The 24,296-nt window shown below is 44.4% G+C and carries 12 protein-coding genes and 2 pseudogenes; 8 read left to right on the top strand and 6 right to left on the bottom strand.

What is annotated here, in order from left to right; genetic code table 11:
* From pyrG to N8A86_RS02370, 4 genes and pseudogenes are all read left to right on the top strand, one after another.
* A pseudogene (gene pyrG / locus N8A86_RS02385) lies at positions 1-1,637 on the top strand (CTP synthase).
* A 70-nt stretch (positions 1,638-1,707) separates the two neighbouring features.
* Complete coding sequence (gene yidC / locus N8A86_RS02380) at positions 1,708-3,561, top strand: membrane protein insertase YidC (RefSeq protein ID WP_273567617.1); 1,854 nt, start codon at positions 1,708-1,710, stop codon at positions 3,559-3,561.
* Positions 3,562-3,942: 381 nt separating this feature from the next.
* Complete coding sequence (locus N8A86_RS02375; protein WP_273567616.1) at positions 3,943-8,625, top strand: SprB repeat-containing protein; 4,683 nt, start codon at positions 3,943-3,945, stop codon at positions 8,623-8,625.
* Positions 8,622-11,207, top strand: a complete 2,586-nt coding sequence (locus N8A86_RS02370) for a T9SS type A sorting domain-containing protein (RefSeq protein ID WP_273567615.1) — start codon at positions 8,622-8,624, stop codon at positions 11,205-11,207. Before N8A86_RS02375 ends, N8A86_RS02370 begins: the two co-directional genes overlap by 4 nt.
* A gap of 327 nt (positions 11,208-11,534) precedes the next feature.
* Here the strand turns inward: N8A86_RS02370 and N8A86_RS02365 are convergent, their stop codons facing one another.
* Positions 11,535-13,091, bottom strand: coding sequence for a fasciclin domain-containing protein (locus tag N8A86_RS02365; protein ID WP_273567614.1), 1,557 nt, complete (start codon positions 13,089-13,091; stop codon positions 11,535-11,537).
* A gap of 353 nt (positions 13,092-13,444) precedes the next feature.
* On the bottom strand, positions 13,445-14,440 hold the full coding sequence (locus N8A86_RS02360; RefSeq protein WP_273567613.1) for a fasciclin domain-containing protein: 996 nt from the start codon (positions 14,438-14,440) through the stop codon (positions 13,445-13,447).
* Positions 14,441-14,728: 288 nt separating this feature from the next.
* On the opposite strand from N8A86_RS02360, the gene mnmA reads away from it, so the two are divergent.
* The 4 genes from mnmA to N8A86_RS02340 all read left to right on the top strand — a co-directional run bounded on the left by mnmA (position 14,729) and on the right by N8A86_RS02340 (position 19,426).
* Positions 14,729-15,919, top strand: coding sequence for a tRNA 2-thiouridine(34) synthase MnmA (gene mnmA, locus N8A86_RS02355; RefSeq protein ID WP_273569006.1), 1,191 nt, complete (start codon positions 14,729-14,731; stop codon positions 15,917-15,919).
* 134 nt (positions 15,920-16,053) lie between these two features.
* Entirely contained in the window at positions 16,054-16,995 is a 942-nt protein-coding gene (locus N8A86_RS02350) for an NAD(P)H-dependent flavin oxidoreductase (RefSeq protein ID WP_273567612.1), read from the top strand.
* A gap of 95 nt (positions 16,996-17,090) precedes the next feature.
* Positions 17,091-18,797 (top strand): GMC oxidoreductase, encoded by a 1,707-nt coding sequence (locus N8A86_RS02345; RefSeq protein ID WP_273567611.1) that lies wholly within the window; start codon positions 17,091-17,093, stop codon positions 18,795-18,797.
* 2 nt (positions 18,798-18,799) lie between these two features.
* On the top strand, positions 18,800-19,426 hold the full coding sequence (locus N8A86_RS02340) for a gluconate 2-dehydrogenase subunit 3 family protein (protein WP_273567610.1): 627 nt from the start codon (positions 18,800-18,802) through the stop codon (positions 19,424-19,426).
* Here the strand turns inward: N8A86_RS02340 and N8A86_RS21345 are convergent.
* From N8A86_RS21345 to N8A86_RS02320, 4 genes and pseudogenes are all read right to left on the bottom strand, one after another.
* Positions 19,423-19,943, bottom strand: a pseudogene (locus N8A86_RS21345) (SCO family protein). The gene N8A86_RS02340 and the pseudogene N8A86_RS21345 sit on opposite strands and share 4 nt — an antisense overlap.
* A 147-nt stretch (positions 19,944-20,090) precedes the next feature.
* Entirely contained in the window at positions 20,091-21,821 is a 1,731-nt protein-coding gene (locus tag N8A86_RS02330) for a tetratricopeptide repeat protein (protein WP_273567609.1), read from the bottom strand.
* Positions 21,822-22,041: 220 nt separating this feature from the next.
* On the bottom strand, positions 22,042-23,715 hold the full coding sequence (locus N8A86_RS02325; RefSeq protein ID WP_273567608.1) for a tetratricopeptide repeat protein: 1,674 nt from the start codon (positions 23,713-23,715) through the stop codon (positions 22,042-22,044).
* Between the two features lie 344 nt (positions 23,716-24,059).
* Positions 24,060-24,284 carry a putative signal transducing protein gene (locus tag N8A86_RS02320; protein WP_273567607.1) on the bottom strand — a complete coding sequence of 75 codons (225 nt, stop codon included), beginning with the start codon at positions 24,282-24,284 and terminating at the stop codon, positions 24,060-24,062.
* Positions 24,285-24,296 lie beyond the last annotated feature (12 nt).

The raw sequence follows: 24,296 nt of genomic DNA, 5'->3' as shown, positions 1-24,296 counted from the left end.
ATGTCTCAAACCAAATATATTTTTGTAACCGGCGGGGTTACCTCTTCTTTAGGAAAAGGAATTATTGCCGCCTCTCTGGCCAAACTGCTACAGGCTAGAGGTTACAAGACCACCATTCAGAAATTGGATCCCTATATCAATGTGGATCCGGGTACTTTGAATCCGTATGAGCATGGCGAATGTTATGTGACAGACGATGGTGCGGAGACCGATTTGGATCTCGGGCATTATGAGCGTTTTTTGAATGTTCGAACCTCACAGGCGAACAATGTAACTACGGGACGAATTTATCAGAGCGTCATCGAGAAAGAACGTCGTGGCGAATTTTTAGGAAAAACGGTACAGGTCGTGCCGCACATTACCAACGAAATTAAGGAGCGAGTACAGCTTTTGGGAAACAGTGGCGAATATGATATCGTCATTACCGAAATCGGCGGTACCGTCGGTGACATTGAATCGTTGCCTTATATCGAAGCGGTGCGCCAATTACTCTGGGAACTAGGCGACAATAATGGTATCGTCATCCACTTGACTTTGGTGCCTTATTTGTCGGCTGCCGGGGAGCTTAAAACAAAACCTACCCAACACTCCGTAAAAACCTTGATGGAAAGCGGTATCAAAGCCGACATTCTTGTCTGTAGAACGGAACATGAGATATCGGATGAAATCAAGGAAAAAATCGCATTGTTTTGCAACGTAAGGCGTGAAGCGGTAATCCAATCCATTGACGCCTCTACGATTTATGACGTGCCGGTAATGATGCAAGAGGAGGGCTTGGATACGGTCGCTCTACAAAAATTGGCCTTGCCCGATGATAAAGAAACCGATTTGACCCAATGGAACGAATTTTTGCATCGACACAAAAATCCGAAGAATGAAGTCAATATCGGACTCATAGGGAAATATGTAGAATTACAAGATTCGTACAAGTCTATCTTAGAATCATTTATTCATGCCGGAGCAGTTAACGAGGTTCGGGTCAATGTGCGCTCGATCCATTCCGAACATTTGACCGTAAAGAACCTTGAAAAAAATTATCGGGTCTTGATGGTATTCTGGTCGCACCCGGTTTCGGGGAACGGGGCATCGAAGGAAAAATAAAGGCGGTGCAATATGCCCGTGAAAATGGTATTCCATTTTTGGGTATTTGTCTGGGCATGCAAATGGCCGTCATCGAATATGCCAGAAACATTTTAGGGTTGACCAATGCCAATTCTACCGAAATGGACGAAAATACCCCAGATCCAGTCATCAGTTTAATGGAAGAACAGAAAACCATAACCAATAAAGGGGGTACGATGCGCTTGGGAGCATGGGATTGCAAATTGGTCGATGGTAGTTTGGCTCAAGAGGTGTATCAAGGGGCTACGGATATTTCCGAAAGGCATCGCCACCGTTATGAATTCAATAATGATTATAAAGAACAGTTGGAGGACGCGGGACTCAAATCTTCTGGTATCAATACGGCTACTGGGCTGGTCGAAATTATAGAACTTCCAAAACATCCATGGTTTATAGGGGTGCAGTATCATCCTGAATATAAGAGTACGGTGGCCAATCCGCATCCGTTGTTCGTTGGCTTTGTACAGGCAGCCTTAAAACACAAAAAACAGCAAACGAATGCCAGTTTGGCATAGTTTCCACAATTGGACATATATTTGCGTGCTGAAAACCAAACATTTACCATATCCTAATTTTTTTATTTAGATGGAAGAAAAGAAACTTGATATAAATTCCATAATCGGCTTTGTGCTCATTTTCGGAATCCTTCTTTTTTGGATGTATCAGAACCAGCCCACACCCGAAGAAGTTGAGGCTCAGAAAGCTGAACAAGAACAGGTCGAGGCAGCGGTCGAAAAAAACCAAGTAAAAGAAAACAAGACGAACGAACCAGCGGTCATTAATCTTCAAGATTCCGCAGCTGTTGCCCAATATAAAAGTACCATAGGTTCTTTTGGCTTTACATCGCCCTCTGATAAAACGACCATCTTGGAAAACGATTTGGTAAAGCTTGAAATTGCTAACAAAGGCGGGCAGATAGTGGAAGCCATGATGAAACAGTTCAAGGCGTACGATTCCGTTCCGATTTATTTGGTTAAGGATGGTAATGCTTCCTTTGCATTGAATTTTACTACTTCCGATAATCGCGTCTTGAATACCAAAGACCTTTATTTTGAACCTTCCCTAAGTAAAAGTGGAGATAACCAAGTACTCTCCTTAAAAGCGAAAACCTCACCGAACCAGTTTTTGGAATATCGCTATGAAATGAAACCGAAGGATTATTTAGTCGATTTCACTATTCGCTCACAAGGCTTGAACGGGGTCATCAATAGTTCGAAGCCAGTACAATTGGAATGGAACCTGAAAGGAATACGCCACAATAAGAGCGTAGAATACGAAAATCGATATACCCGATTGACCTATAATCACGAGGAAGGAAAAATAAGTAAACTCTCAGAGGGTAGTGACGATGAAGAAACCGAGACGGATATAAAATGGCTTTCGTATCGCCAGCATTTCTTTAGTTCCATTTTAGCTACTAAGGAGAATTTTGAAAAAGCGGAATTGTCATCAAAAAATTTGGTCGAAGAAGAAAGCCATACCCAAGGGTTCACAAAAGAATATGCTTCCGTTGTACCTCTAAAGTTAAATGGCGGTGAACTTTCCCAGAACATGCATTGGTACTATGGCCCGACCGACGCGTTGGTTTTGGATGACTATGAAGATTTGGGATTGGAAGATTCCATTCCCTTCGGGTGGGGCATCTTCGGATGGATTAATCGGTATATTTTCACTCCGTTCTATGCTTTTTTAAGTTCTTTCCTTCCAGCTGGAATTGCCATTATATTGATGACGATCATCGTTCGCTTGGCCATGTCTCCAGTAACCTATAAATCGTATTTGTCGCAAGCAAAAATGAAAGTGCTTAAACCGGAAATTACCGAGCTAGGAGAAAAGTATAAGGACAATGCGATGAAAAAGCAGCAAGAGACCATGAAACTATATGGTAAGGCCGGGGTGAGTCCGATGAGTGGTTGTGTGCCCGCACTTTTGCAGATGCCGATTTTCTATGCACTATTTATGTTCTTTCCCACTTCATTTGCTTTACGTCAAAAATCTTTTTTATGGGCGGATGACCTTTCATCTTATGACGCGATTGCACAATTGCCGTTCACCATTCCTTTTTATGGTGACCATGTGAGTCTCTTCCCCATATTGGCATCAGTTGCTATCTTCTTTTATATGATGATGACCACAGGCCAGAATATGCCGCAACAACCTGGTATGCCGAACATGAAATTCATCATGTACCTGATGCCCTTTATGATGTTGTTCTTTTTTAACAACTACGCAAGTGGACTAAGTCTGTATTATTTTATTTCAAACCTGATTACCATCGGAATCATGTTAGTCATCAAGAACTTTATTTTGGACAACGACAAGATCCACGCGCAGATTCAAGAGAATAAAAAGAAACCCAAGAAAGAAAATAAGTTCCAGCGTAAGATGCGCGAAATGATGGAGCAGGCCGAGGAACAGAAAAAGGCCGGAAAGCGATAAATTTTTTCCAATATAAATTTGAAAAAGCCTCTTTTTAACTAAAGGGGCTTTTGCATTTCACAGGATTTTTGTGCTTTTCATGGCATTTTTGTGCATTTCATCGAAATATTATGAAAATGTTAACGTTATCATCAGAACTGTTGGAACTTTATCATAACAATGTTGATTTGGAAAGTTACATTTTAAACAAACAAGTGCTTATGCTTTAGATTTTTACATTACTACTTCCCCCAAACATTTTTTTAAATTTTTAGAACAAGTTTATTTGTTCACTTTCCTTTTTTTGATTGTTGATTCGTAAGAGCCCCACATTCTTACAGATTCAATGAGTCTAATTTTTTGTTGTTATGGTAAAGTTATAGCTAACCTAAAAACTTTATCATGGAAAACACTACCCATTATCCTACCGGTACTTTGCCGATAGCTGACAATTCGTATTTAGAATTACAAAAGAAGAATTTCAAAAAATCAAGTAGAATGTCCAAAATGGGCGTTTTCTTATTTTTTGTTGGTCTTATGGCACTTCCCCTATTTGGAATCGCCCAGCAACAGCAAGATTTAAGACCGCTTAATTTAAATTGTACCGCTAACGATGTACAATTGTTAAGTGCAGAACTTAGTGGAACTGGTTGTACAACATGTATGCCTGGTGATGTTTTGACATATGACTTACTAATAACGGTTCTGCACAACACAAATAGTAATCGACCTGCCCTTGCAGTTATGGGTGATTTGACCACCACCGATGTAAATGGTGTTCCAACGGTCACAACTTTTGCAGAATGTAGTGGACCTATTATTCCGAAGAATAGCATTCTTGATAATGTTCCAGTCCAAAATCAAGGCAATGGTATTCAAGTTATTAATTTTGGACAAGTTACATATACTTGCGGATCTTCACTCGAACTGAGCAATATTATGGTTGCATGGACTGTGCCTTCAGACGACCCATGCCCGATTTTAAGTGGCGATGTGAACAGTTCAAAATGTGATAGACCAACAGGCACTCTAATAATTAACCCACCATTGCAGGCGATGGCGACTGCGGCTTGTTCAAGTGGCAATAATGTTGATATTGACCTAGATGTCATGGGCGGTACGGCACCTTACAATTACTCATGGTCAAATGGAGCCACTACTGAAGACTTATTTTCTGTTGCGCCAGGAAACTATTCTGTTACTGTGACGGATGCAGACGGGTGTACTATTCCTGCAAGCATTACCGTTGGACCCGCTTTGACAGCGACCGCTACTACAACCGATGTTCTGTGTTTTGGCGATGCGACGGGGGCAATTGACTTGTCCGTTTCGGGAGGGGTAACTCCTTACGCTTATGCTTGGTCCACAGCCGATGGAAGTGGTTTATCGGTATCTGACGAAGATCAAACGGGCCTTTCTCCAGGTACGTATGAGGTTATGATAACCGATGATAAAGGCTGTACTATCACTGAAAGTTTTACTATAAATGAACCAGTCGAACTTGCCGCCCCGATAGTAACGGTGGTCGATGCTACCTGTGAAATGGCGGGCAGCGCAAGTCTGGTGCCTGTTGCGGGATTGACCTATACGGTAAGCCCATCGGGCGCCGTGGACGTTGATGGAAATATCACGGGCCTTACACCTGGAACTGATTATACGGTAACTGCCGAGAACGCCTCTGGCTGTACTGCTGATTCTGAAGTGTTCACGATCGGCGCGACCTTGGATGCTGTTGACGCGCCTGTAGTAACGGTGGTCGATGCTACCTGTGAAATGGCGGGCAGCGCAAGTCTGGTGCCTGTTGCGGGATTGACCTATACGGTAAGCCCATCGGGCGCCGTGGACGTTGATGGAAATATCACGGGCCTTACACCTGGAACTGATTATACGGTAACTGCCGAGAACGCCTCTGGCTGTACTGCTGATTCTGAAGTGTTCACGATCGGCGCGACCTTGGATGCTGTTGACGCGCCTGTAGTAACGGTGGTCGATGCTACCTGTGAAATGGCGGGCAGCGCAAGTCTGGTGCCTGTTGCGGGATTGACCTATACGGTAAGCCCATCGGGCGCCGTGGACGTTGATGGAAATATCACGGGCCTTACACCTGGAACTGATTATACGGTAACTGCCGAGAACGCCTCTGGCTGTACTGCTGATTCTGAAGTGTTCACGATCGGCGCGACCTTGGATGCTGTTGACGCGCCTGTAGTAACGGTGGTCGATGCTACCTGTGAAATGGCGGGCAGCGCAAGTCTGGTGCCTGTTGCGGGATTGACCTATACGGTAAGCCCATCGGGCGCCGTGGACGTTGATGGAAATATCACGGGCCTTACACCTGGAACTGATTATACGGTAACTGCCGAGAACGCCTCTGGCTGTACTGCTGATTCTGAAGTGTTCACGATCGGCGCGACCTTGGATGCTGTTGACGCGCCTGTAGTAACGGTGGTCGATGCTACCTGTGAAATGGCGGGCAGCGCAAGTCTGGTGCCTGTTGCGGGATTGACCTATACGGTAAGCCCATCGGGCGCCGTGGACGTTGATGGAAATATCACGGGCCTTACACCTGGAACTGATTATACGGTAACTGCCGAGAACGCCTCTGGCTGTACTGCTGATTCTGAAGTGTTCACGATCGGCGCGACCTTGGATGCTGTTGACGCGCCTGTAGTAACGGTGGTCGATGCTACCTGTGAAATGGCGGGCAGCGCAAGTCTGGTGCCTGTTGCGGGATTGACCTATACGGTAAGCCCATCGGGCGCCGTGGACGTTGATGGAAATATCACGGGCCTTACACCTGGAACTGATTATACGGTAACTGCCGAGAACGCCTCTGGCTGTACTGCTGATTCTGAAGTGTTCACGATCGGCGCGACCTTGGATGCTGTTGACGCGCCTGTAGTAACGGTGGTCGATGCTACCTGTGAAATGGCGGGCAGCGCAAGTCTGGTGCCTGTTGCGGGATTGACCTATACGGTAAGCCCATCGGGCGCCGTGGACGTTGATGGAAATATCACGGGCCTTACACCTGGAACTGATTATACGGTAACTGCCGAGAACGCCTCTGGCTGTACTGCTGATTCTGAAGTGTTCACGATCGGCGCGACCTTGGATGCTGTTGACGCGCCTGTAGTAACGGTGGTCGATGCTACCTGTGAAATGGCGGGCAGCGCAAGTCTGGTGCCTGTTGCGGGATTGACCTATACGGTAAGCCCATCGGGCGCCGTGGACGTTGATGGAAATATCACGGGCCTTACACCTGGAACTGATTATACGGTAACTGCCGAGAACGCCTCTGGCTGTACTGCTGATTCTGAAGTGTTCACGATCGGCGCGACCTTGGATGCTGTTGACGCGCCTGTAGTAACGGTGGTCGATGCTACCTGTGAAATGGCGGGCAGCGCAAGTCTGGTGCCTGTTGCGGGATTGACCTATACGGTAAGCCCATCGGGCGCCGTGGACGTTGATGGAAATATCACGGGCCTTACACCTGGAACTGATTATACGGTAACTGCCGAGAACGCCTCTGGCTGTACTGCTGATTCTGAAGTGTTCACGATCGGCGCGACCTTGGATGCTGTTGACGCGCCTGTAGTAACGGTGGTCGATGCTACCTGTGAAATGGCGGGCAGCGCAAGTCTGGTGCCTGTTGCGGGATTGACCTATACGGTAAGCCCATCGGGCGCCGTGGACGTTGATGGAAATATCACGGGCCTTACACCTGGAACTGATTATACGGTAACTGCCGAGAACGCCTCTGGCTGTACTGCTGATTCTGAAGTGTTCACGATCGGCGCGACCTTGGATGCTGTTGACGCGCCTGTAGTAACGGTGGTCGATGCTACCTGTGAAATGGCGGGCAGCGCAAGTCTGGTGCCTGTTGCGGGATTGACCTATACGGTAAGCCCATCGGGCGCCGTGGACGTTGATGGAAATATCACGGGCCTTACACCTGGAACTGATTATACGGTAACTGCCGAGAACGCCTCTGGCTGTACTGCTGATTCTGAAGTGTTCACGATCGGCGCGACCTTGGATGCTGTTGACGCGCCTGTAGTAACGGTGGTCGATGCTACCTGTGAAATGGCGGGCAGCGCAAGTCTGGTGCCTGTTGCGGGATTGACCTATACGGTAAGCCCATCGGGCGCCGTGGACGTTGATGGAAATATCACGGGCCTTACACCTGGAACTGATTATACGGTAACTGCCGAGAACGCCTCTGGCTGTACTGCTGATTCTGAAGTGTTCACGATCGGCGCGACCTTGGATGCTGTTGACGCGCCTGTAGTAACGGTGGTCGATGCTACCTGTGAAATGGCGGGCAGCGCAAGTCTGGTGCCTGTTGCGGGATTGACCTATACGGTAAGCCCATCGGGCGCCGTGGACGTTGATGGAAATATCACGGGCCTTACACCTGGAACTGATTATACGGTAACTGCCGAGAACGCCTCTGGCTGTACTGCTGATTCTGAAGTGTTCACGATCGGCGCGACCTTGGATGCTGTTGACGCGCCTGTAGTAACGGTGGTCGATGCTACCTGTGAAATGGCGGGCAGCGCAAGTCTGGTGCCTGTTGCGGGATTGACCTATACGGTAAGCCCATCGGGCGCCGTGGACGTTGATGGAAATATCACGGGCCTTACACCTGGAACTGATTATACGGTAACTGCCGAGAACGCCTCTGGCTGTACTGCTGATTCTGAAGTGTTCACGATCGGCGCGACCTTGGATGCTGTTGACGCGCCTGTAGTAACGGTGGTCGATGCTACCTGTGAAATGGCGGGCAGCGCAAGTCTGGTGCCTGTTGCGGGATTGACCTATACGGTAAGCCCATCGGGCGCCGTGGACGTTGATGGAAATATCACGGGCCTTACACCTGGAACTGATTATACGGTAACTGCCGAGAACGCCTCTGGCTGTACTGCTGATTCTGAAGTGTTCACGATCGGCGCGACCTTGGATGCTGTTGACGTGCCTGAAATTACAGGAGACGATACCTATTGCTACGACGGCAACGGAGTAGTATTGATGCAGGTGCAGGCTATGCTAGCTACCTTTGGTCAACCGGAGAAACCACACAGATGATAACCGTAAATGCCCGAAGTTATACTGTTACTGTGACCAATGACCAAGGGTGTTCAGCTACTTCGGATGCCTTTACGGTTGAATCGTATGAGATGTTGGCTTGTAGCATTGAACAAGATCAATTGGCGACCAGTTTCCAGAGTGCTGATGGTGTGGCTACGGTAATGCTAACTGGAGGATCAGGAGACTATACCTATCTATGGGACAATGGCGAGACTACCCAAACAGCGGTTGCCTTGACGTACGGTGTACATTCGGTTATCGTAACAGATGCGGAATGTGGTGAAACGACCTGCGAGATTTTTATCAGCAAGACTTTAATCTGTAGTGTCAGTCTGGTATCCGCAGCCACCTGTACAGGAGGCGACGATGGCGTGGCTACGGTCACGGCGTTCGGAGGTTACGGTGATTACTCCTATTCTTGGGATGGCGGTGCCTTTGTTGGTAACCCGACCAATTCTGCATTAAGTGCCGGAAACCATATAGTAATTGTCATGGATACTACCGGAGCTACGACGCAATGTTATATTGAAGTCCCAGGAGGTGGGGCAGTCGACTTAAGTTGTAGTATCTACCAAGATGCACTGGCAACCAGTTTCCAGGCAGCGGATGGAGTGGCCACAGTCAACCCTGTGGGCGGTAGTGGGTCCTATACCTATCTGTGGGACAACGGTGAGACCACCAAGACCGCGACCGCTTTGACATACGGTCCGCATTCAGTGACTATCGTAGATACTAATGGTTGCGGCGAAACTAGCTGTGAACTGTTCATACAAAAGAACTTGATATGCAGCATAAGACTTGATGCCCCGGTAAGTTCTGCCGGTGCTAGCGATGGCCAGGCGACTGTTACTGCCTTTGGTGGATATCCGGGCTATACCTATTCTTGGGATGGTGGTACCTTTGGCAACAACAGCACGGTCAACAATCTAGATGTAGGTTACCATACCGTTACTGTCATGGATTCCGAAGGTAATACAACCGAATGTTCGGTCATGGTGACTGGTCCAAATGATTTGGCCTGTTCCATTACCCAAACCGTGTTGGCCAGTACGTATCTGTCCGCTGATGGGGCCGCAACGGTCTATCCTGCCGGAGGATCGGGAGGCTACAGCTATGCCTGGGATAATGGAGAGACGACCCAGACCGCCACCGCTCTGACATACGGCATGCACTCGGTTACCGTGAGGGATTCGAGTGGACATGAGACCATTTGTGAGATTTATATCACCAAGGTGCTGATATGTAGTGTCAAGCTTGATGCACAGGCAGGATGTGCAGGCGGTGGCAATGACGGTGTTGCAACGGTAACCGCCTACGGTGGTTATGGACCCTACACCTATTCTTGGGATGGAGGAGCATATTCAGAGAATGCTACCAACTATAACTTGAGTGTAGGAGACCATAATGTCACGGTAATGGATTCTACAGGTGCAACATCGCAATGTTGGGTTACCGTAACCGGAACAGGTGAAATGAGTTGCAGTATTACACAGGATGTCTTAGCCAGCAACTATCTTTCAGAAGATGGAGTGGCCACGGTCAACCCTATGGGAGGAAGTGGATCCTATACCTATCTGTGGGACAACGGTGAGACGACCCAAACGGCGGTCGCCTTGACCTATGGTCCACATACGGTAACCGTGACCGATAGTAATGGTTGTGGCACGACCAGTTGTGAAATTATCATCAATAAAAATCTGATATGTAGCGTTGCGCAAGACACTCCTGCCAGTTGTGCTGGGAGCCAGGACGGAGTTGCTACTGTTACCGGCTACGGTGGTCATGCGCCCTATACCTATTCATGGGATGGTGGTGCTTACACCAATAACAACACGGTGGATAACCTTGGAGTTGGGTATCATACCGTTTCTGTCAAGGATGCCACAGGAGCAACATCGGAATGTTCGGTAATGATAACAGGGCCGAATGTATTGGCCTGCAGTATCAATATTACTGAAAACGTCAGTGCGTTTGGCGCAAGTGATGGTTCGGCGACGGCTATTGGTGTTGGTGGAACGGCACCCTATTCGTTTGCTTGGAGCAATGGTGCGACTACCGATACGGCCGAAGGTCTAAGCGTAGGCAGCTATACCGCTACCGTTACTGATGCGAATGGCTGTTCCGTAACGCTTGAAGTAACGATTGGTAATGAGGGTGATACGGAAGGTGTTGTCGTAACGGGAGAGGAGATTATTGATGAGGAGTTCGTAACCAATGAGGAAGATGAGGAAGAACAGGTAACTGAAAATATCGCAGTTGAAGAGGTTGTGTACACCAGTGGAGGAACCAATTCTGAAGAGCAGCCAGAAGCGGTCGTCAACGAGACTGTTGTTAGGGCCTATCCTTTGACTTTTGTCAATGAATTGAACCTGAATATCAAGATTAAGTACGATGCCAGACTCAATATAAGAATGTACGACATGAACGGTCGAACAGTACTTAAAGACGATAGTAGATCTGTTAAAAAAGGATCTAATGATCTTAGGTTTAATGTTAACCGATTGGCTCCGGACGTTTACATTATGATTATAAATACAGGATCTGAGCAAATCGTGAAGAAGGTAATGTCCAGAAAATAACAAGGATATTCCCTTCAGGATTCCTCTCAAGATTTGATTCTGATTTGAAATGAAAAAGCCCGGAGAGATGTCCGGGCTTTCAACATTAAGTAGGTTAAGTTTGGTAAGATTTGGGATTTCAAAGATGCGCATCATTCCCTTTAAAAAAATTAATAGTTGTCAAGCGTCGATTTTTGTATGCTAAAAGTTGCTGTGGTGATGTATGAAAATTTTGACGTCTGTTTTATTAGGGAATTGGCATAAAAAAACTTCCCACATCCATCCTCAAAAACTAAGATGGCGCGGGAAGTTTCAACAACCAAAAATTAATCAACTAACGTCTTTCATTTAGTGACCGAGAGCATCAAGTGCTTCTTGTGGCAATAATACCCTATCGATGACATGAACAATTCCATTGCTCGCTATCACATCAGCGGTAACCACTTGTGCTCCCGTATGCGTTTTATCAATAATGAATACTCCTCCATCAAGGCTAACGGTTACATCCTCACCTTGTACGGTGGTAATCATTTGATGGTCGGTCAAATCGCCCGACTCGACAGCCGCTCCCGCAACTACATGATAGGTAAGAATAGTGGCCAAGATTTCTTTTTCTTCGTCTGTGTCAAAGTCTTCTAGACTATTATAGTTATCTCCCAAAGTCTCCAATAAAGCTGCAAAGGCTGCATTAGTAGGAGCGAATACGGTGAAAGGACCATCTCCACTAAGAACGTCAACTAAACCGGCATCGGCCTGAATCAACGCATCAACCAACAGACTTAAGTCATCTACGGATTGCGCCAAACCTACGATATTAGGTGTTGCAGGGGCCAACAAGTCCAATACTTCTTGAGGCAATAAAACTTTATCGATTACGTGTACGACACCGTTACTTGCCATTACATCAGCAGTTACCACTTGTGCATCAGTGTCTGTAGCATCACCAATAAATACGCCTCCTTCTAGACTTACGGTAACGTCTTCACCTTGTACGGTGGCAATCATCTGACCATCACTTAGGTCTGTTGATAGTGCTTGTGCACCGACCACATGATACGTCAACACTTTGGCTAATAAAGCCTTTTCTTCATCCGTATCGAAATCTTCAAGACTGTTGTAATCGTCTCCTAAAACATCAAGTAAAGCGGCAAAAGCGGCATTGGTAGGAGCGAATACGGTAAACGGTCCGTCACCACTCAAGACGTCCACCAAGCCAGCATCTGCCTGAATCAAGGCATCGACTAACAAACTGAGGTCGTCAACAGACTTCGCCAATTCTACAATGTTAGACTCCATTTCTTCTTCTTCCTCCTCGCCTAAACTCATTACGAAGTCAATGGCAGCTTGCGGTAAAAGTACTTTGTCTATTAAGTGTACAACACCGTTTGAAGCTTCAATGTCAACAGCGGTAATATTGGCATCCGTTTCAGAAGCATCTCCAATTACAAAAGTGCCTCCGCTGGCAATAACTTGTACACTATTGTCTGCGTAGGCGGTCGGAACATCTCCTTCGGCCAAATCGGTAGAAAGTACTTTACTGGTGATAACATGGTATAAAAGAATATCTCGCAACAAGTCCTTTTCGGCTTGTGTATCGAAATCTTCTAAACTATTGTAATCATCGCCCAAGGCATCTAATAATGCTACAAAGGCGTCATTTGTCGGAGCAAAGACCGTAAACGGACCTTCACTACTTAAGGTTTCCACTAAACCTGCATCGGCTTGCCCCAAGGCAGCAACTAAATTGCTTAAGGCATCTGTTGCCTGAGCTGTTTCTACAATGGTTGCCATTGCATCGTTTTCCATTTTGTCCGTTGGGTTGTCGTCTTCCTTGTCACAAGACACAACGAACATCGAGAATACTGCCAAGAGCAGTATACTTTTTAAAGTGCTCAATCTTTTCATAATAAACTGTTTTTAAGGATTAAATTGTTAAACTTTTGAAATTCAAAAACAAATCAATTTGTAAAAGCTCATTCGTCAGGGGGAACAGAAGTAATTTTTTTAAAACTTATTCAATAACTAAATATGTTCCACAAAGTATTTTGTTTAATCTTTTCTAAAAATAGATGAACAATTTTAAAAAGGTTGCTTTGTTTAACTTGTTTTACAAAAAGTTTAACAAAATAAAGGATGAAATGCACGATTCCTTAACAAATGTTTTAGAAAATGCTTCTATCTCTCGTATTCTCAAGTTTTTATGACATAAAAAAACCGCCATATGGCGGTTCATTATTTCTCAGTGATGGAATACATTTCTAGTTGGTAGTATCTGGTATCAATACTTTATCTATGATATGTATAACACCGTTCAATGCCTGAATATTAAAAATGGCAATACCACTTCCAGGATTTCCTGATCCATCCGTAATTTCAACATTTCCGTCTAGGGAGTTGATTGTAATCTCATCGCCTTCCAATGTGGTAATAACGGTTTCAGGAGCTAAACCTTCTGACCGAATATTTCCATTTACGGCATGATGTGCTATAACCGAGGTTAAAAGGGCTTCATCGATATCGCTCAAGAACTCCCAGTCAGAATTTGAATCCAACAATGCTTGAAAGGCATCCGTTGAGGGGACGAATAGCGTGAACGGACCGTTTTGCCCATCTTTGATTTCGTCCGGTAAATCGGATACCGGCGTAATCAAATCTAGGGCCGTTCCCATATCCTCGAAATTTTCATCAGAGGAAATAAAAGTATCAAGGGTGGGTAGTTCGACCACGGCATCTACAATATGTATGACCCCGTTTGATGCCAAAATATCTGCATCGGTAACACTGGATTGGCCGTTAAACGTTACTCCTCCTCCTGTAGCATCAAAATAAAGTGCAAGTTTGGTACCGTCCACTGGGCCGTTGGCCAGTGACTCCAAATAGTTTCGTTGTAATACGGCCAAATTGGCCGCACTAATGGTACCACTAACTAAATGATTTAGCAAAAGTTCTTTTAAGGTCGAAACCGGTACGTCGTTGACGTTTCCAAAACCATTGGCGGCCAGGAAGGCATCAAAAGCAGTATTCGTTGGGGCAAGTACGGTAAATTTAGCATTGCCCGAAAGGGTCGAGGTCAGTTCGGCACGTTCAATCGCAGCTACTAAAGACGAAATGTCCGTATTGCCCGAAGCTACTTCAATGATGTTTGATTCAGGCAATGGAATTGAATTGACACCATCATCTAAATTACAGGCACTGGTTGCTAACAGCAAAACTATTGCAAGGAACACAACATTAAATTCTTGAAACTTTTTCATAATCTATTTTTAATTTTTGCTTTAAACTAATGGAATAAATATGATATTTTCAATTTGACGCAATCATTTTATGAGAAATTTAAGAAGTCAAAACCAAAGGAGTATCGTTCTTTATACTTATTTGACAAAACCATATATGTAGTAAGATGGATAAAATAGAAATTGGTTGCTTATGAAATTGAATGTCGATGGATTATAACTGTCCTTACAAATTGATGTAATAGCTTGTGCTGGGCCTTACAAAGCTTGCCAGCTAATTTTGTATTTTTGTCTTTTATTTTAGATGTGATGAAAAAAGTGGTCGTAGGACTTTCGGGAGGGGTAGATTCTAGCGTTGCCGCATATCTTTTAAAGGAAAAGGGGTATGACGTCATCGGACTTTTTATGAAAAATTGGCACGATGATTCGGTAACTATTTCAGAGGAGTGTCCTTGGTTAGAAGATAGCAACGATGCTTTGATTGTAGCCGAAAAGTTGGGCATTCCTTTTCAGACGGTCGACTTGAGCAAAGAATACAAAGAACGTATTGTCGATTATATGTTTCGTGAATATGAGAAAGGCCGAACGCCAAACCCCGATGTACTTTGTAATCGCGAGATAAAGTTCGATGTCTTTTTGAAAATCGCCCTTCAACTCGGCGCCGACTATGTCGCGACCGGACATTACTGCCGAAAAGGGGTTTTGGAAAACTCAGATGGTTCCGAAACCTTTCAACTATTGGCAGGAGTAGACGACAACAAAGACCAATCTTATTTTTTATGTCAGTTATCTCAAGAACAATTGGCAAAAACATTATTTCCGATTGGGGAATTGACCAAGCCAGAGGTTCGAAAAATAGCTGCCTCAAAGAGTTTGGTGACTGCCGATAAAAAAGATTCTCAAGGCTTATGTTTTATAGGAAAGGTTCGTTTGCCCGATTTTCTCCAACAAAAATTAAAACCGAAAAAGGGCGTCATTGTTGAGGTGCCTTCCAATGTTTCACAATACAACCGTCACCAGTCTAGATTTGAATCAAAGAAAGCCGAGTTGGCGTATTATTCCGAAAAGCCGGAATATGAAATTACCGATGGCAAAATAGTAGGCGAGCATCAAGGCGCACATTATTTTACAAAAGGCCAACGCAAAGGTTTGGATGTAGGAGGAACCAAAGAACCGCTGTTTGTGATAGAAACCGATGTTGAGAAAAATGTAATTTATACAGGACAAGGAAAATCACACCCCGGACTGTACAGAAGAACCCTCTTCGTAAACGAAGAAGAAGTACATTGGGTGCGGCCCGATTTGGCCTTGAAAGTAGATGAAAAAATGCAGGTCTTGGCACGGATCCGTTACCGACAACCTTTGGAAAGAGCTACACTTTATAAAATCGATGGTGGGTTATATGTCGATTTTGAAAACAAACAGTCGGCGATTACCGAAGGACAGTTTGTGGCTTGGTATATAGGGGATGAATTGATTGGTTCTGGGGTGATTTCTTAAATTTTACATTGTCCCCTTGAGCCTGTCTTGCCGACCGGCAGACGCAGTCGAGAGGTCAAGAGACATTCTTAAATAATTCCCAACTGCCCGCCTGAATACATCCTTCAGGCGGGCGCTCGAATAGACAGTATTTTATGCAAAACAAAATAAGCCAGCTTTTCGGAATTGAATACCCAATCGTCCAAGCCGGAATGATATGGGCCAGTGGTTGGCGTTTGGCATCCGCGGTATCCAATGCGGGCGGTCTTGGTCTCATCGGTGCCGGAAGCATGTATCCCGAAGTGCTTCGTGAGCACATTTACAAATGCCAACAGGCGACCGAAAAACCTTTCGGAGTCAATGTGCCAATGCTGTATCCGGATCTTGACAAAATCATGGATATCATTGTGGAAATGGGCATCAAAATCGTTTTTACTTCCGCAGGAAACCCTAAAACATGGACATCCTATTTAAAAGAAAAGGGAATCACCGTAGTTCATGTAGTCAGTAGTGTAAAATTTGCCCTTAAGGCACAGGAAGCTGGCATCGATGCCATAGTGGCGGAAGGTTTTGAGGCCGGCGGGCACAATGGAAGGGACGAGACGACGACTTTGGTCTTGATTCCCGCAGTGAGAGAAAAAATAGATATTCCCTTAATCGCTGCTGGTGGTATCGCTACGGGTCGGGCGATGTTGGCTGCTATGGTGCTTGGTGCTGATGGTGTACAAGTAGGAAGTCGTTTTGTGGCTAGCCATGAAGCCTCGTCCCACGAGTTGTTCAAACAAAAGGTGGTAGAAGCGAAAGAAGGCGATACAGAATTGACCCTTAAAGAGTTGGCACCGGTACGGCTCATCAAAAATAAGTTTTATCAAGATGTGCAAAAAGCATACGCCCAAGGAGCTTCCGTAGAACAGTTAAAAGAATTGTTGGGGCGGGCACGGGCTAAAAAAGGAATGTTTGAAGGTGATTTGGAAGAGGGCGAGCTCGAAATCGGGCAGATTTCCGCGCTTATCCACGACATTAAACCTGCTGCTCAGATCGTTGATGAAATAATGGGCGAATTCAAAATGGCAAAGGAGCAAGTGACCACTTTTTAGCTATGCCCTGATCATGGTTATTTCAGGGGCATTTGCATAATCCCCCAAATGTTGACTATCTTGTGTACTCGTTTTTTCCTCAATAAAAATACTTCATGGCAAACTTGAATATCAAAGCAAAAGCAGAAAACACCTATGATGCCATCGTCGTCGGTTCTGGCATCAGCGGAGGCTGGGCCGCTAAAGAATTGTGCGAGAAAGGCTTGAAAACACTTGTTCTTGAACGCGGCCGTATGATCGAACATCCTCAAGATTATCCCACCGCTACAAAAGATCCATGGGATTTTGAACTTCGAGGAGCCTTGGATTATGAAGAAAAGCAAAAGCACCATTCACTATCAAGAGTCGGATGGGGCGGTGCGGATACGGCTCATAATTTTGCGAACGATGAAGAGAATCCGTATACCGAAGTAAAACCTTTTATTTGGATTCGTGCGCACCAAGTTGGTGGACGATCTATTGTCTGGGGAAAACAAACCTACCGTTGGAGCGATCTCGATTTTGAGGCAAATGCAAAAGATGGTCATGGAGTGGATTGGCCGATTCGTTATAAGAATATTGAACCGTGGTATACCTATGTAGAAAAATTTGCAGGTATCAGTGGTGAGCCATTAGGTCTGCCCCATTTGCCCGATAGCCATTTTCTACCACCGATGGAATTGAATTGCGTCGAGAAACACGTCAGAAAAAGAATCCAAGACAATTATGAGAATCGGCATTTGATTATTGGGCGATGTGCCCATTTGACAGAACCCTTGAACGGGCGTGGAAAATGTCAATTCAGAAATCGATGCTCAAGAGGATGTCCGTTCGGGGCGTATTTTAGCAGCAATGCCGTGACAATTCCCGCAGCGGAAAGAACAGGTAATCTGACGATACGGCCACATTCGATTGTGAGTTCGCTTATTTATGATGATGCAAAAGAAAAAGTGACAGGTGTTCGAATCGTAGATTCCGAGACGATGGAAGAAATGGAGTTTTATTCCAGAATTGTTTTTTGCAATGCTTCCGCCTTAAGTTCTACCAAGATTTTGTTGAATTCGAAATCCGATCGCTTTCCGAATGGGCTTGGTAACGATAGTGGAGAATTGGGGCACAACTTGATGGACCATACCTATAAAGTCGGAGCCATGGGGAGCATCGAAGGTTTCGAGGATGAATATTACTCAGGTCGACGACCGAACGGAATTTATATTCCACGTTATGTGAACCTCGATGAGAATACGAAATCAAATGATTTTGTTCGTGGTTTTGGATATCAAGGCGGAGCCGGAAGATCCAATTGGGGCTCGGGAATCAATAATCAGGAATTCGGGGCGGACTTCAAGGACAAATTGTTCAAACCCGGTCCATGGGGCTTTTTTATTACCGGATTTGCGGAGTGCCTTCCCTATCATGAAAATAAAATATCCCTTAATACTGATTTGAAGGATAAATGGGGATTACCGACTTTGAATATTGATTGTGAGTTTAAAGAGAACGAGAAAGCCATGAATCGGCAAATCAAATCGGATGCAGTGGATATGCTTGAAAAGGCAGGGTTTAAGGATATTCTTGGTTTTGACAATCAGAGCCCTCCAGGGCATGGCATTCACGAAATGGGTACTGCGCGAATGGGGCGTGACCCGAAAACATCAGTCTTGAACGGATTCAATCAAGTACATGCCGCCAAAAACGTTTTTGTAACGGATGGTGCATGTATGACCTCTTCGTCTTGTGTGAATCCATCATTGACGTACATGGCGATTACGGCACGAGCGGCCGACCATGCCGTCAAGGAACTTAATAAACAGAATATATAGCTATGGATAGAAGAAAAGCACTCAAAAATACAGCGCTTTTGGCAGGGGTAACGCTGGGCGGAAGTACATTGGCAAGTTTATTACAATCGTGTCAAGACCAAAAAAGAATCGATTGGCAACCACAATTCTTCACTGAGGAACAAGCGGCCCAGGTTTCCGAAATCACAGAAATGATTCTTCCTAAAACTGACACTCCCGGTGCCAAAGATTTAAAGGTAGATATGTTCGTGGATTTGATGTTCGCAAAAACCTTGTCTCCCGAAGACCAAGAACACGTTATGAAGGGCTATGATCGCTTTGCCGAAATCTGTCAGGAAAAATTCAGTAAACCATTTACGAATCTGAACAACGACCAACGTGCGGAAATATTAAAACAAGTAGGGGAGGAGACCAACAAGTTCAATCCCAGTATTTGGGGCACTTTTTTAGGCGAGCAGGCACCGTTGGATTTTTACCGCAGGGTAAAGCAATTTACATTGGTCGGTTATTTCACCTCTGAGGAAATCGGAAAAAACCATTTGCGATACGACCCTATTCCGGGGAATATAAAGGATGTATTCCATATAACGGAGAAAATTCATGGACTCTTTGATGGTAACAGGTTTTTTGAAAAGTTTTTGGTCGATTAGTCCAATAAACTTTTGATGTCTTGAATAACATGTTCTACCTCTTCGTTATTGGTTCCATTATAGACACCCCTAATCTGCTTGTTTTTGTCGACGAGAATAAAATTAGGAGTATGAATAAAATCCTGTAGGCCACCATCCCCTTCATTGACTACCGCAAAATAACTCTTACGGGCTAAATTATAAATATGTTTTTTGTCGCCAGTAGTGATGTTCCATTTGGCATCGATTACTCCCTTTTTCGTAGCATATTCCTTCAGAACAGGAATGCTATCCAATATTGGTGTTACTGATATGGATAGTAGTTTCACATCCGCATCATCTTTAAAAGCGGATTGGATTTTTTCCATATTGCTTGTCATGATCGGGCAAATACTCGGGCAGCTGGTAAAAAGAAATCAACCACATAAATTTTGTTCTCGTAGTCTTTTTGAGTGATTGTTTCGCCATTCTGATTGGTAAGCTTAAAATCTGAAACGGTATGGTCGGTGGTCTTTTGTTGTAAACTGGGATCAACCAATTCCGGATTAAAATCCGTTGGGTTATAGATTGGTAATTCTTCCTTTTGGTTTATGAAAAAGTATGAAACCAATAATACACCTAAGATAATAAGGCCCCCAAAAATGTAAAATTTCGATGTTTTCTGTAAACCCAATGGCTTTTTATTTTACAATATTGAATTATCGATTACAATGTCGGCATGTTCCCAAGCTTTATCGAATTCTTCTTTGATGGTTTTGGCTTCTTCCATTTTTCCTTGTGCCTTTAGGCTATTATGTAAACCCATTAATGACCAACCATTTTGACGCAGAATTTGCAAATCTTCTTTGTAAACCTTTTCGGCCTCCTCATAGTTCTTGGCCTTCATCAAAATAGCGCCTAAATTTTGCCGGGTAGGAATGTGCCAGGCGGCAGGCTCGGTATAAACAAGATTATCTTCTAGTTTGACCGCCTTTTTTAGATGTTCGGTTGCTTTTGACAAATCGCCATTAAGTGCTGCCAGCTCACCGGCAACTACTTCATGGGCAACATTGGCAATGGAATGGGAATCATTGTTCGCCGTTGCGATCAAATCTTTCAACTCCGGATCTTTTCGAATTTCTTCAATGGCATGCAGTTCTTCTTGTGCTTCTTTGGCATTTCCTCTTCGAACGAAGGCAATTCCTCTTGCATAGTGACGCATTAATGTCAAATGTTTGATTTCTGCATTGGGTGCTGGTATCGTCAGAATCTCGTTCCATTTTCCAAAACGTGTGTAGGCCAACATAGGTGTCGACGCAAAATCTTGAAGAAAGGGCATTGCAATCAATTCGCCCATCGGTACTTTTTCCGCAGTCTTTTTGGCCGCATCTATTGCAATTTCACTGCTTCCCAATAAACTGGCGGAAGACCATAAAAAATGAATATTATGCGGATAATAGCCAAGTGGGTAAAGCCCTTGGGAAAAGCACTGCGCAATATAATCTTCATCGGCCAAAATTGCGGCTTGGTTCACCTTTACGGCATCCAAATATCTGCCTACCCGAATATAAATATGAGAAGGCATGTGCACGATATGACCTGCGCCGGGCATTAAAGAAGCCAACTGATCCGCACTTGGTTCCCCAAAATCTGGATAAGGCAATTCCACCATATGAATATAATAATGATGTCCACCGGGGTTTTCCGGTTCTAGTTCAATGGCCTTTTCCAATGCTGCTTTCGCTTCTTTAATATTCGGGGAAGGATTACCGTCTTTGTCCCAATAATTCCATGGAACCGTATTCATTACCGATGCAGCATATAAAATCTGGATATTGGCATCTTCAGGATATTTATTGACCACCTTGGTCATGGCATTCATGTAGGCCATATTAAGTTCGGCAACATCGGCTGTCAAATCTTCACTGTACCTAGCGGATAAGGCCTCAATAAGTGCCTGCTCTTTATTACTGGCTTTTGCTGCCAACTTTTTAGCCTTGACCATGGCCTCGTTTATTTTATTTTTACGCTCTTCATCAGGTAATGGGTCATTGATATTTGGACCCAGCGCGAACGCCTGCCCCCAATACGTCATCGCAGAGTTGGAGTCTAATCTTGCCGCTTCCATAAATGAGCGGTGCCCTTCAGCATGGTTGAAGGCATAGGACAATTTTACACCTTGGTCAAAAAAGGCTTGCGCCCTCTCATTTTTAGTGCTTATTGAAAAATGGAGATTACCAAGATTCGTGAAAAGTGGTGAGATTCGTTGGGTGGTATCCACCACATCCAACATATATTTGGTAGATGTACACTTTATAAAATTAAAGGACGCTTTTTGATAATTTTGCGTCGTTTCGGTGTTGTTGTTCTTTGTTAAAAATTGGACTCCGACCAATAGTGCCAAAGCTATTATGGCTAACCCTAACTTTGTTTTCATTTGTTTGTATTTAGTTATTTTTTTGCCAAACCAGCCCTCCGGCCGGCAGGTGTAATTCCTGCCTGCCGGCGGGCACGGCGCCATTGAACATTTAGTTCGCTGGTTTTCACTTATTTTTTAAAGGTATTCATGAATCCGCGATTTCGATTGGTACCGAGAATTGGTATGGCTTATTTCTTGGATGCTCTTTTTATGTTTTTGTTACATTTTTTTCAATAGTCTAGCTTACCTGTTGTTTTACAAATGCTTTGGCTTCTATGATTTCAGGTCGGTCGCTGCTTGACTTTTCGGTCAGTGCGATAAGTTGATTAAAATAAAGTGCCGCTTTTTCAAGTTTGCCCGATTGTTTCGCGGCAATTGCGGCTCCATATAGCCCATTGAACCTATTCGGACGTCTTTTTAGATTTAGCTCGTACGCGGTTAAAGCCTCGGTCGGCTTGCCCATCTCTAAATACATATCGGCCAAAAGTTCGTCAGCGGGTAAAATTTCTCCAGGAGTTACGGGATGTTTTGAGGTCTTACTTTCCATGTCCGTCGCAGTGGTCATTAGTGCAATGGCTTCTTCTTTATTTCCTTTTTTCAATTGTAGCCAAGCTTCCACCGTCTCAATTTGAATGGCCACTTGGTTGGCTTTATAGGCATCTTCCAACTCAAGCAATTCACTTTCGAAAGAAACAAGTAAGTCAAGTTCTTCCTGAGCAGCTTTCAAGTCATTAATATGAATATTTCCTAATGCTTTGGCAAAATGGAGCAGCGACTTTTGCCATGGGAAGTTTTTCCAAGCGAGTCCTAAATTCTGGGGAAGTTCAAGATTGGCTGCTTCCTCCCAGTTTTTATTTTCTACTGCGATGCGGGCTGGAATCGCTGCGGCCGTATAGGCGATTTTAAAATTTTCGGGAAATATTTTCTCAAAGGATTTGAGATAATCATATTGCTCAATCGCATTTTTGTTATCCCCCGTTTGTAAATAGGCATACACCAAATACCCCATGGCATGTACTTCCTCATCCCAATGGGCTCCGGGAGAAACACTTTCGGCATAGCAAATGGCAGAAGATGCCGAATTGATGTTGGTAATAATAGACTCCTCCCAAAGTCCGAGGCGTGTAAAGATATGGGAAGGCATATGCTGCGCATGTGCGGAATTCGGTGCAATCTCCGCGTAGCGTCTTGCCGTGATGAGTCCTAATTCGGCCAGTTCGGGATAGTCATACGAATGGATGATATAATGTGCGATACCCGGATGGTTGGGTTCTTTTTTGAACAGATCTTCCAAAATTTCACCTGCTTCCCTTTGCTTGGAATAGGTCATATCACTTGGTACGGCCGATGCGCGAAGGGCCAAAGCATAGAAAACGGCAACCTCGGTATCCTCCTTGTTTTCGAGGTACATTTCTTCCATCTTTTGGGCATACTTTTCTTTTCTGGTTTGGTTGTCGACTGTTTTCCAATCCTTATAGAACGCACCGATTGCATCTAAATACTGTTCCGCTTTTTTTGATTTGGGCAGTTTTTCGGCAACTTCAAGAAGTTTTATCCCTTTTTCCAAGACGGATTGTTCTGGCGGCGCCCAAAGCCCATGATAAATACTCATGGCAACTCCCCAATAGGCCATAGCGCATTCCGGGTCTGCATCAATGACTTGCACAAAGGCTTTTTCCGATTCGATATATTCAAAGGAATGGAGCAGGGAGATAGCTAGGTCGAAGGTTTCCCGAGTTTCGTAATTACACGATTCTGAAAAACTAACTTCTCCGAATTGTCCGTCTCCGCATAATTGAAGGTCGCCTCTTAGTAAATCCAAAGAAGCTAGGTCTGGGTTTGATTTGGTGTTTTTACAACCTAAGAATAGAAGCAAGGAAAGTGAAATTACGAATTTGGAAGTGGTCTTCATGATTGTCGGTTAATCTATTACTATTAGTGCTCCTTTGATATTGATTTTACTTTTAAATCGGAACTTTTGAGATGATACTTATAACTTGAATACTAAAATGTCATTGTTTGTTAAAACAATGTGTGACTTTTTAGACTTTTAATCGTATAAAATAACTTTGGGGGAATGAAGAGCAATACCTAAAAAGCATGAAGTAATGAATTGCTCGTTTCTAAGATAGCGAAATTAAGGAAGAAGATTATCCTAGAAAGTAAAATTGTGTCAGATGAGGTTATTAAAGTCCATTCCGTTCTAAAAAATGTGTGAACAGCATTTAATTTGGCTATTCGATAAAATCTATATGATCATTCTTTGATTTCCTCTTCCACTATTGAAGTAGCTTTTGAAACCTCATCTTTATGTACGAACAAATCCACAAGTCCCGAAGAGGTAGTGGCGAACCCGGCCAATCGACCGGATTCCGCTTCATCTTTGACCACGGCTTCAATTCCCAAACCATGCAACTTGCTAACGATTCTATGTGCTACGAAAGAGCTTCCGGTATATATTTTTTCATAGTTCGATTCCATAGTTCTTTGATT

This window comes from Maribacter halichondriae (genome assembly GCF_027474825.1).
Lineage (GTDB): Bacteria > Bacteroidota > Bacteroidia > Flavobacteriales > Flavobacteriaceae > Meishania > Meishania halichondriae.
Note: the sequence above shows the minus strand (reverse complement) of the source record. Positions and strands in the feature narration are given on the sequence as shown.

Excerpts from the sequence above, each read along its gene's own strand:
- N8A86_RS02320 (WP_273567607.1), bottom strand. The coding sequence starts at position 24,284 with ATGGAATCGAACTATGAAAAAATATATACCGGAAGCTCTTTCGTAGCA.
- N8A86_RS02350 (WP_273567612.1), top strand. The coding sequence starts at position 16,054 with ATGCAAAACAAAATAAGCCAGCTTTTCGGAATTGAATACCCAATCGTC.
- N8A86_RS02370 (WP_273567615.1), top strand. The coding sequence starts at position 8,622 with ATGATAACCGTAAATGCCCGAAGTTATACTGTTACTGTGACCAATGAC.
- N8A86_RS02325 (WP_273567608.1), bottom strand. The coding sequence starts at position 23,715 with ATGAAGACCACTTCCAAATTCGTAATTTCACTTTCCTTGCTTCTATTC.
- N8A86_RS02375 (WP_273567616.1), top strand. The coding sequence starts at position 3,943 with ATGGAAAACACTACCCATTATCCTACCGGTACTTTGCCGATAGCTGAC.
- N8A86_RS02360 (WP_273567613.1), bottom strand. The coding sequence starts at position 14,440 with ATGAAAAAGTTTCAAGAATTTAATGTTGTGTTCCTTGCAATAGTTTTG.
- N8A86_RS02365 (WP_273567614.1), bottom strand. The coding sequence starts at position 13,091 with ATGAAAAGATTGAGCACTTTAAAAAGTATACTGCTCTTGGCAGTATTC.
- mnmA (WP_273569006.1), top strand. The coding sequence starts at position 14,729 with ATGAAAAAAGTGGTCGTAGGACTTTCGGGAGGGGTAGATTCTAGCGTT.
- N8A86_RS02340 (WP_273567610.1), top strand. The coding sequence starts at position 18,800 with ATGGATAGAAGAAAAGCACTCAAAAATACAGCGCTTTTGGCAGGGGTA.
- N8A86_RS02345 (WP_273567611.1), top strand. The coding sequence starts at position 17,091 with ATGGCAAACTTGAATATCAAAGCAAAAGCAGAAAACACCTATGATGCC.
- yidC (WP_273567617.1), top strand. The coding sequence starts at position 1,708 with ATGGAAGAAAAGAAACTTGATATAAATTCCATAATCGGCTTTGTGCTC.
- N8A86_RS02330 (WP_273567609.1), bottom strand. The coding sequence starts at position 21,821 with ATGAAAACAAAGTTAGGGTTAGCCATAATAGCTTTGGCACTATTGGTC.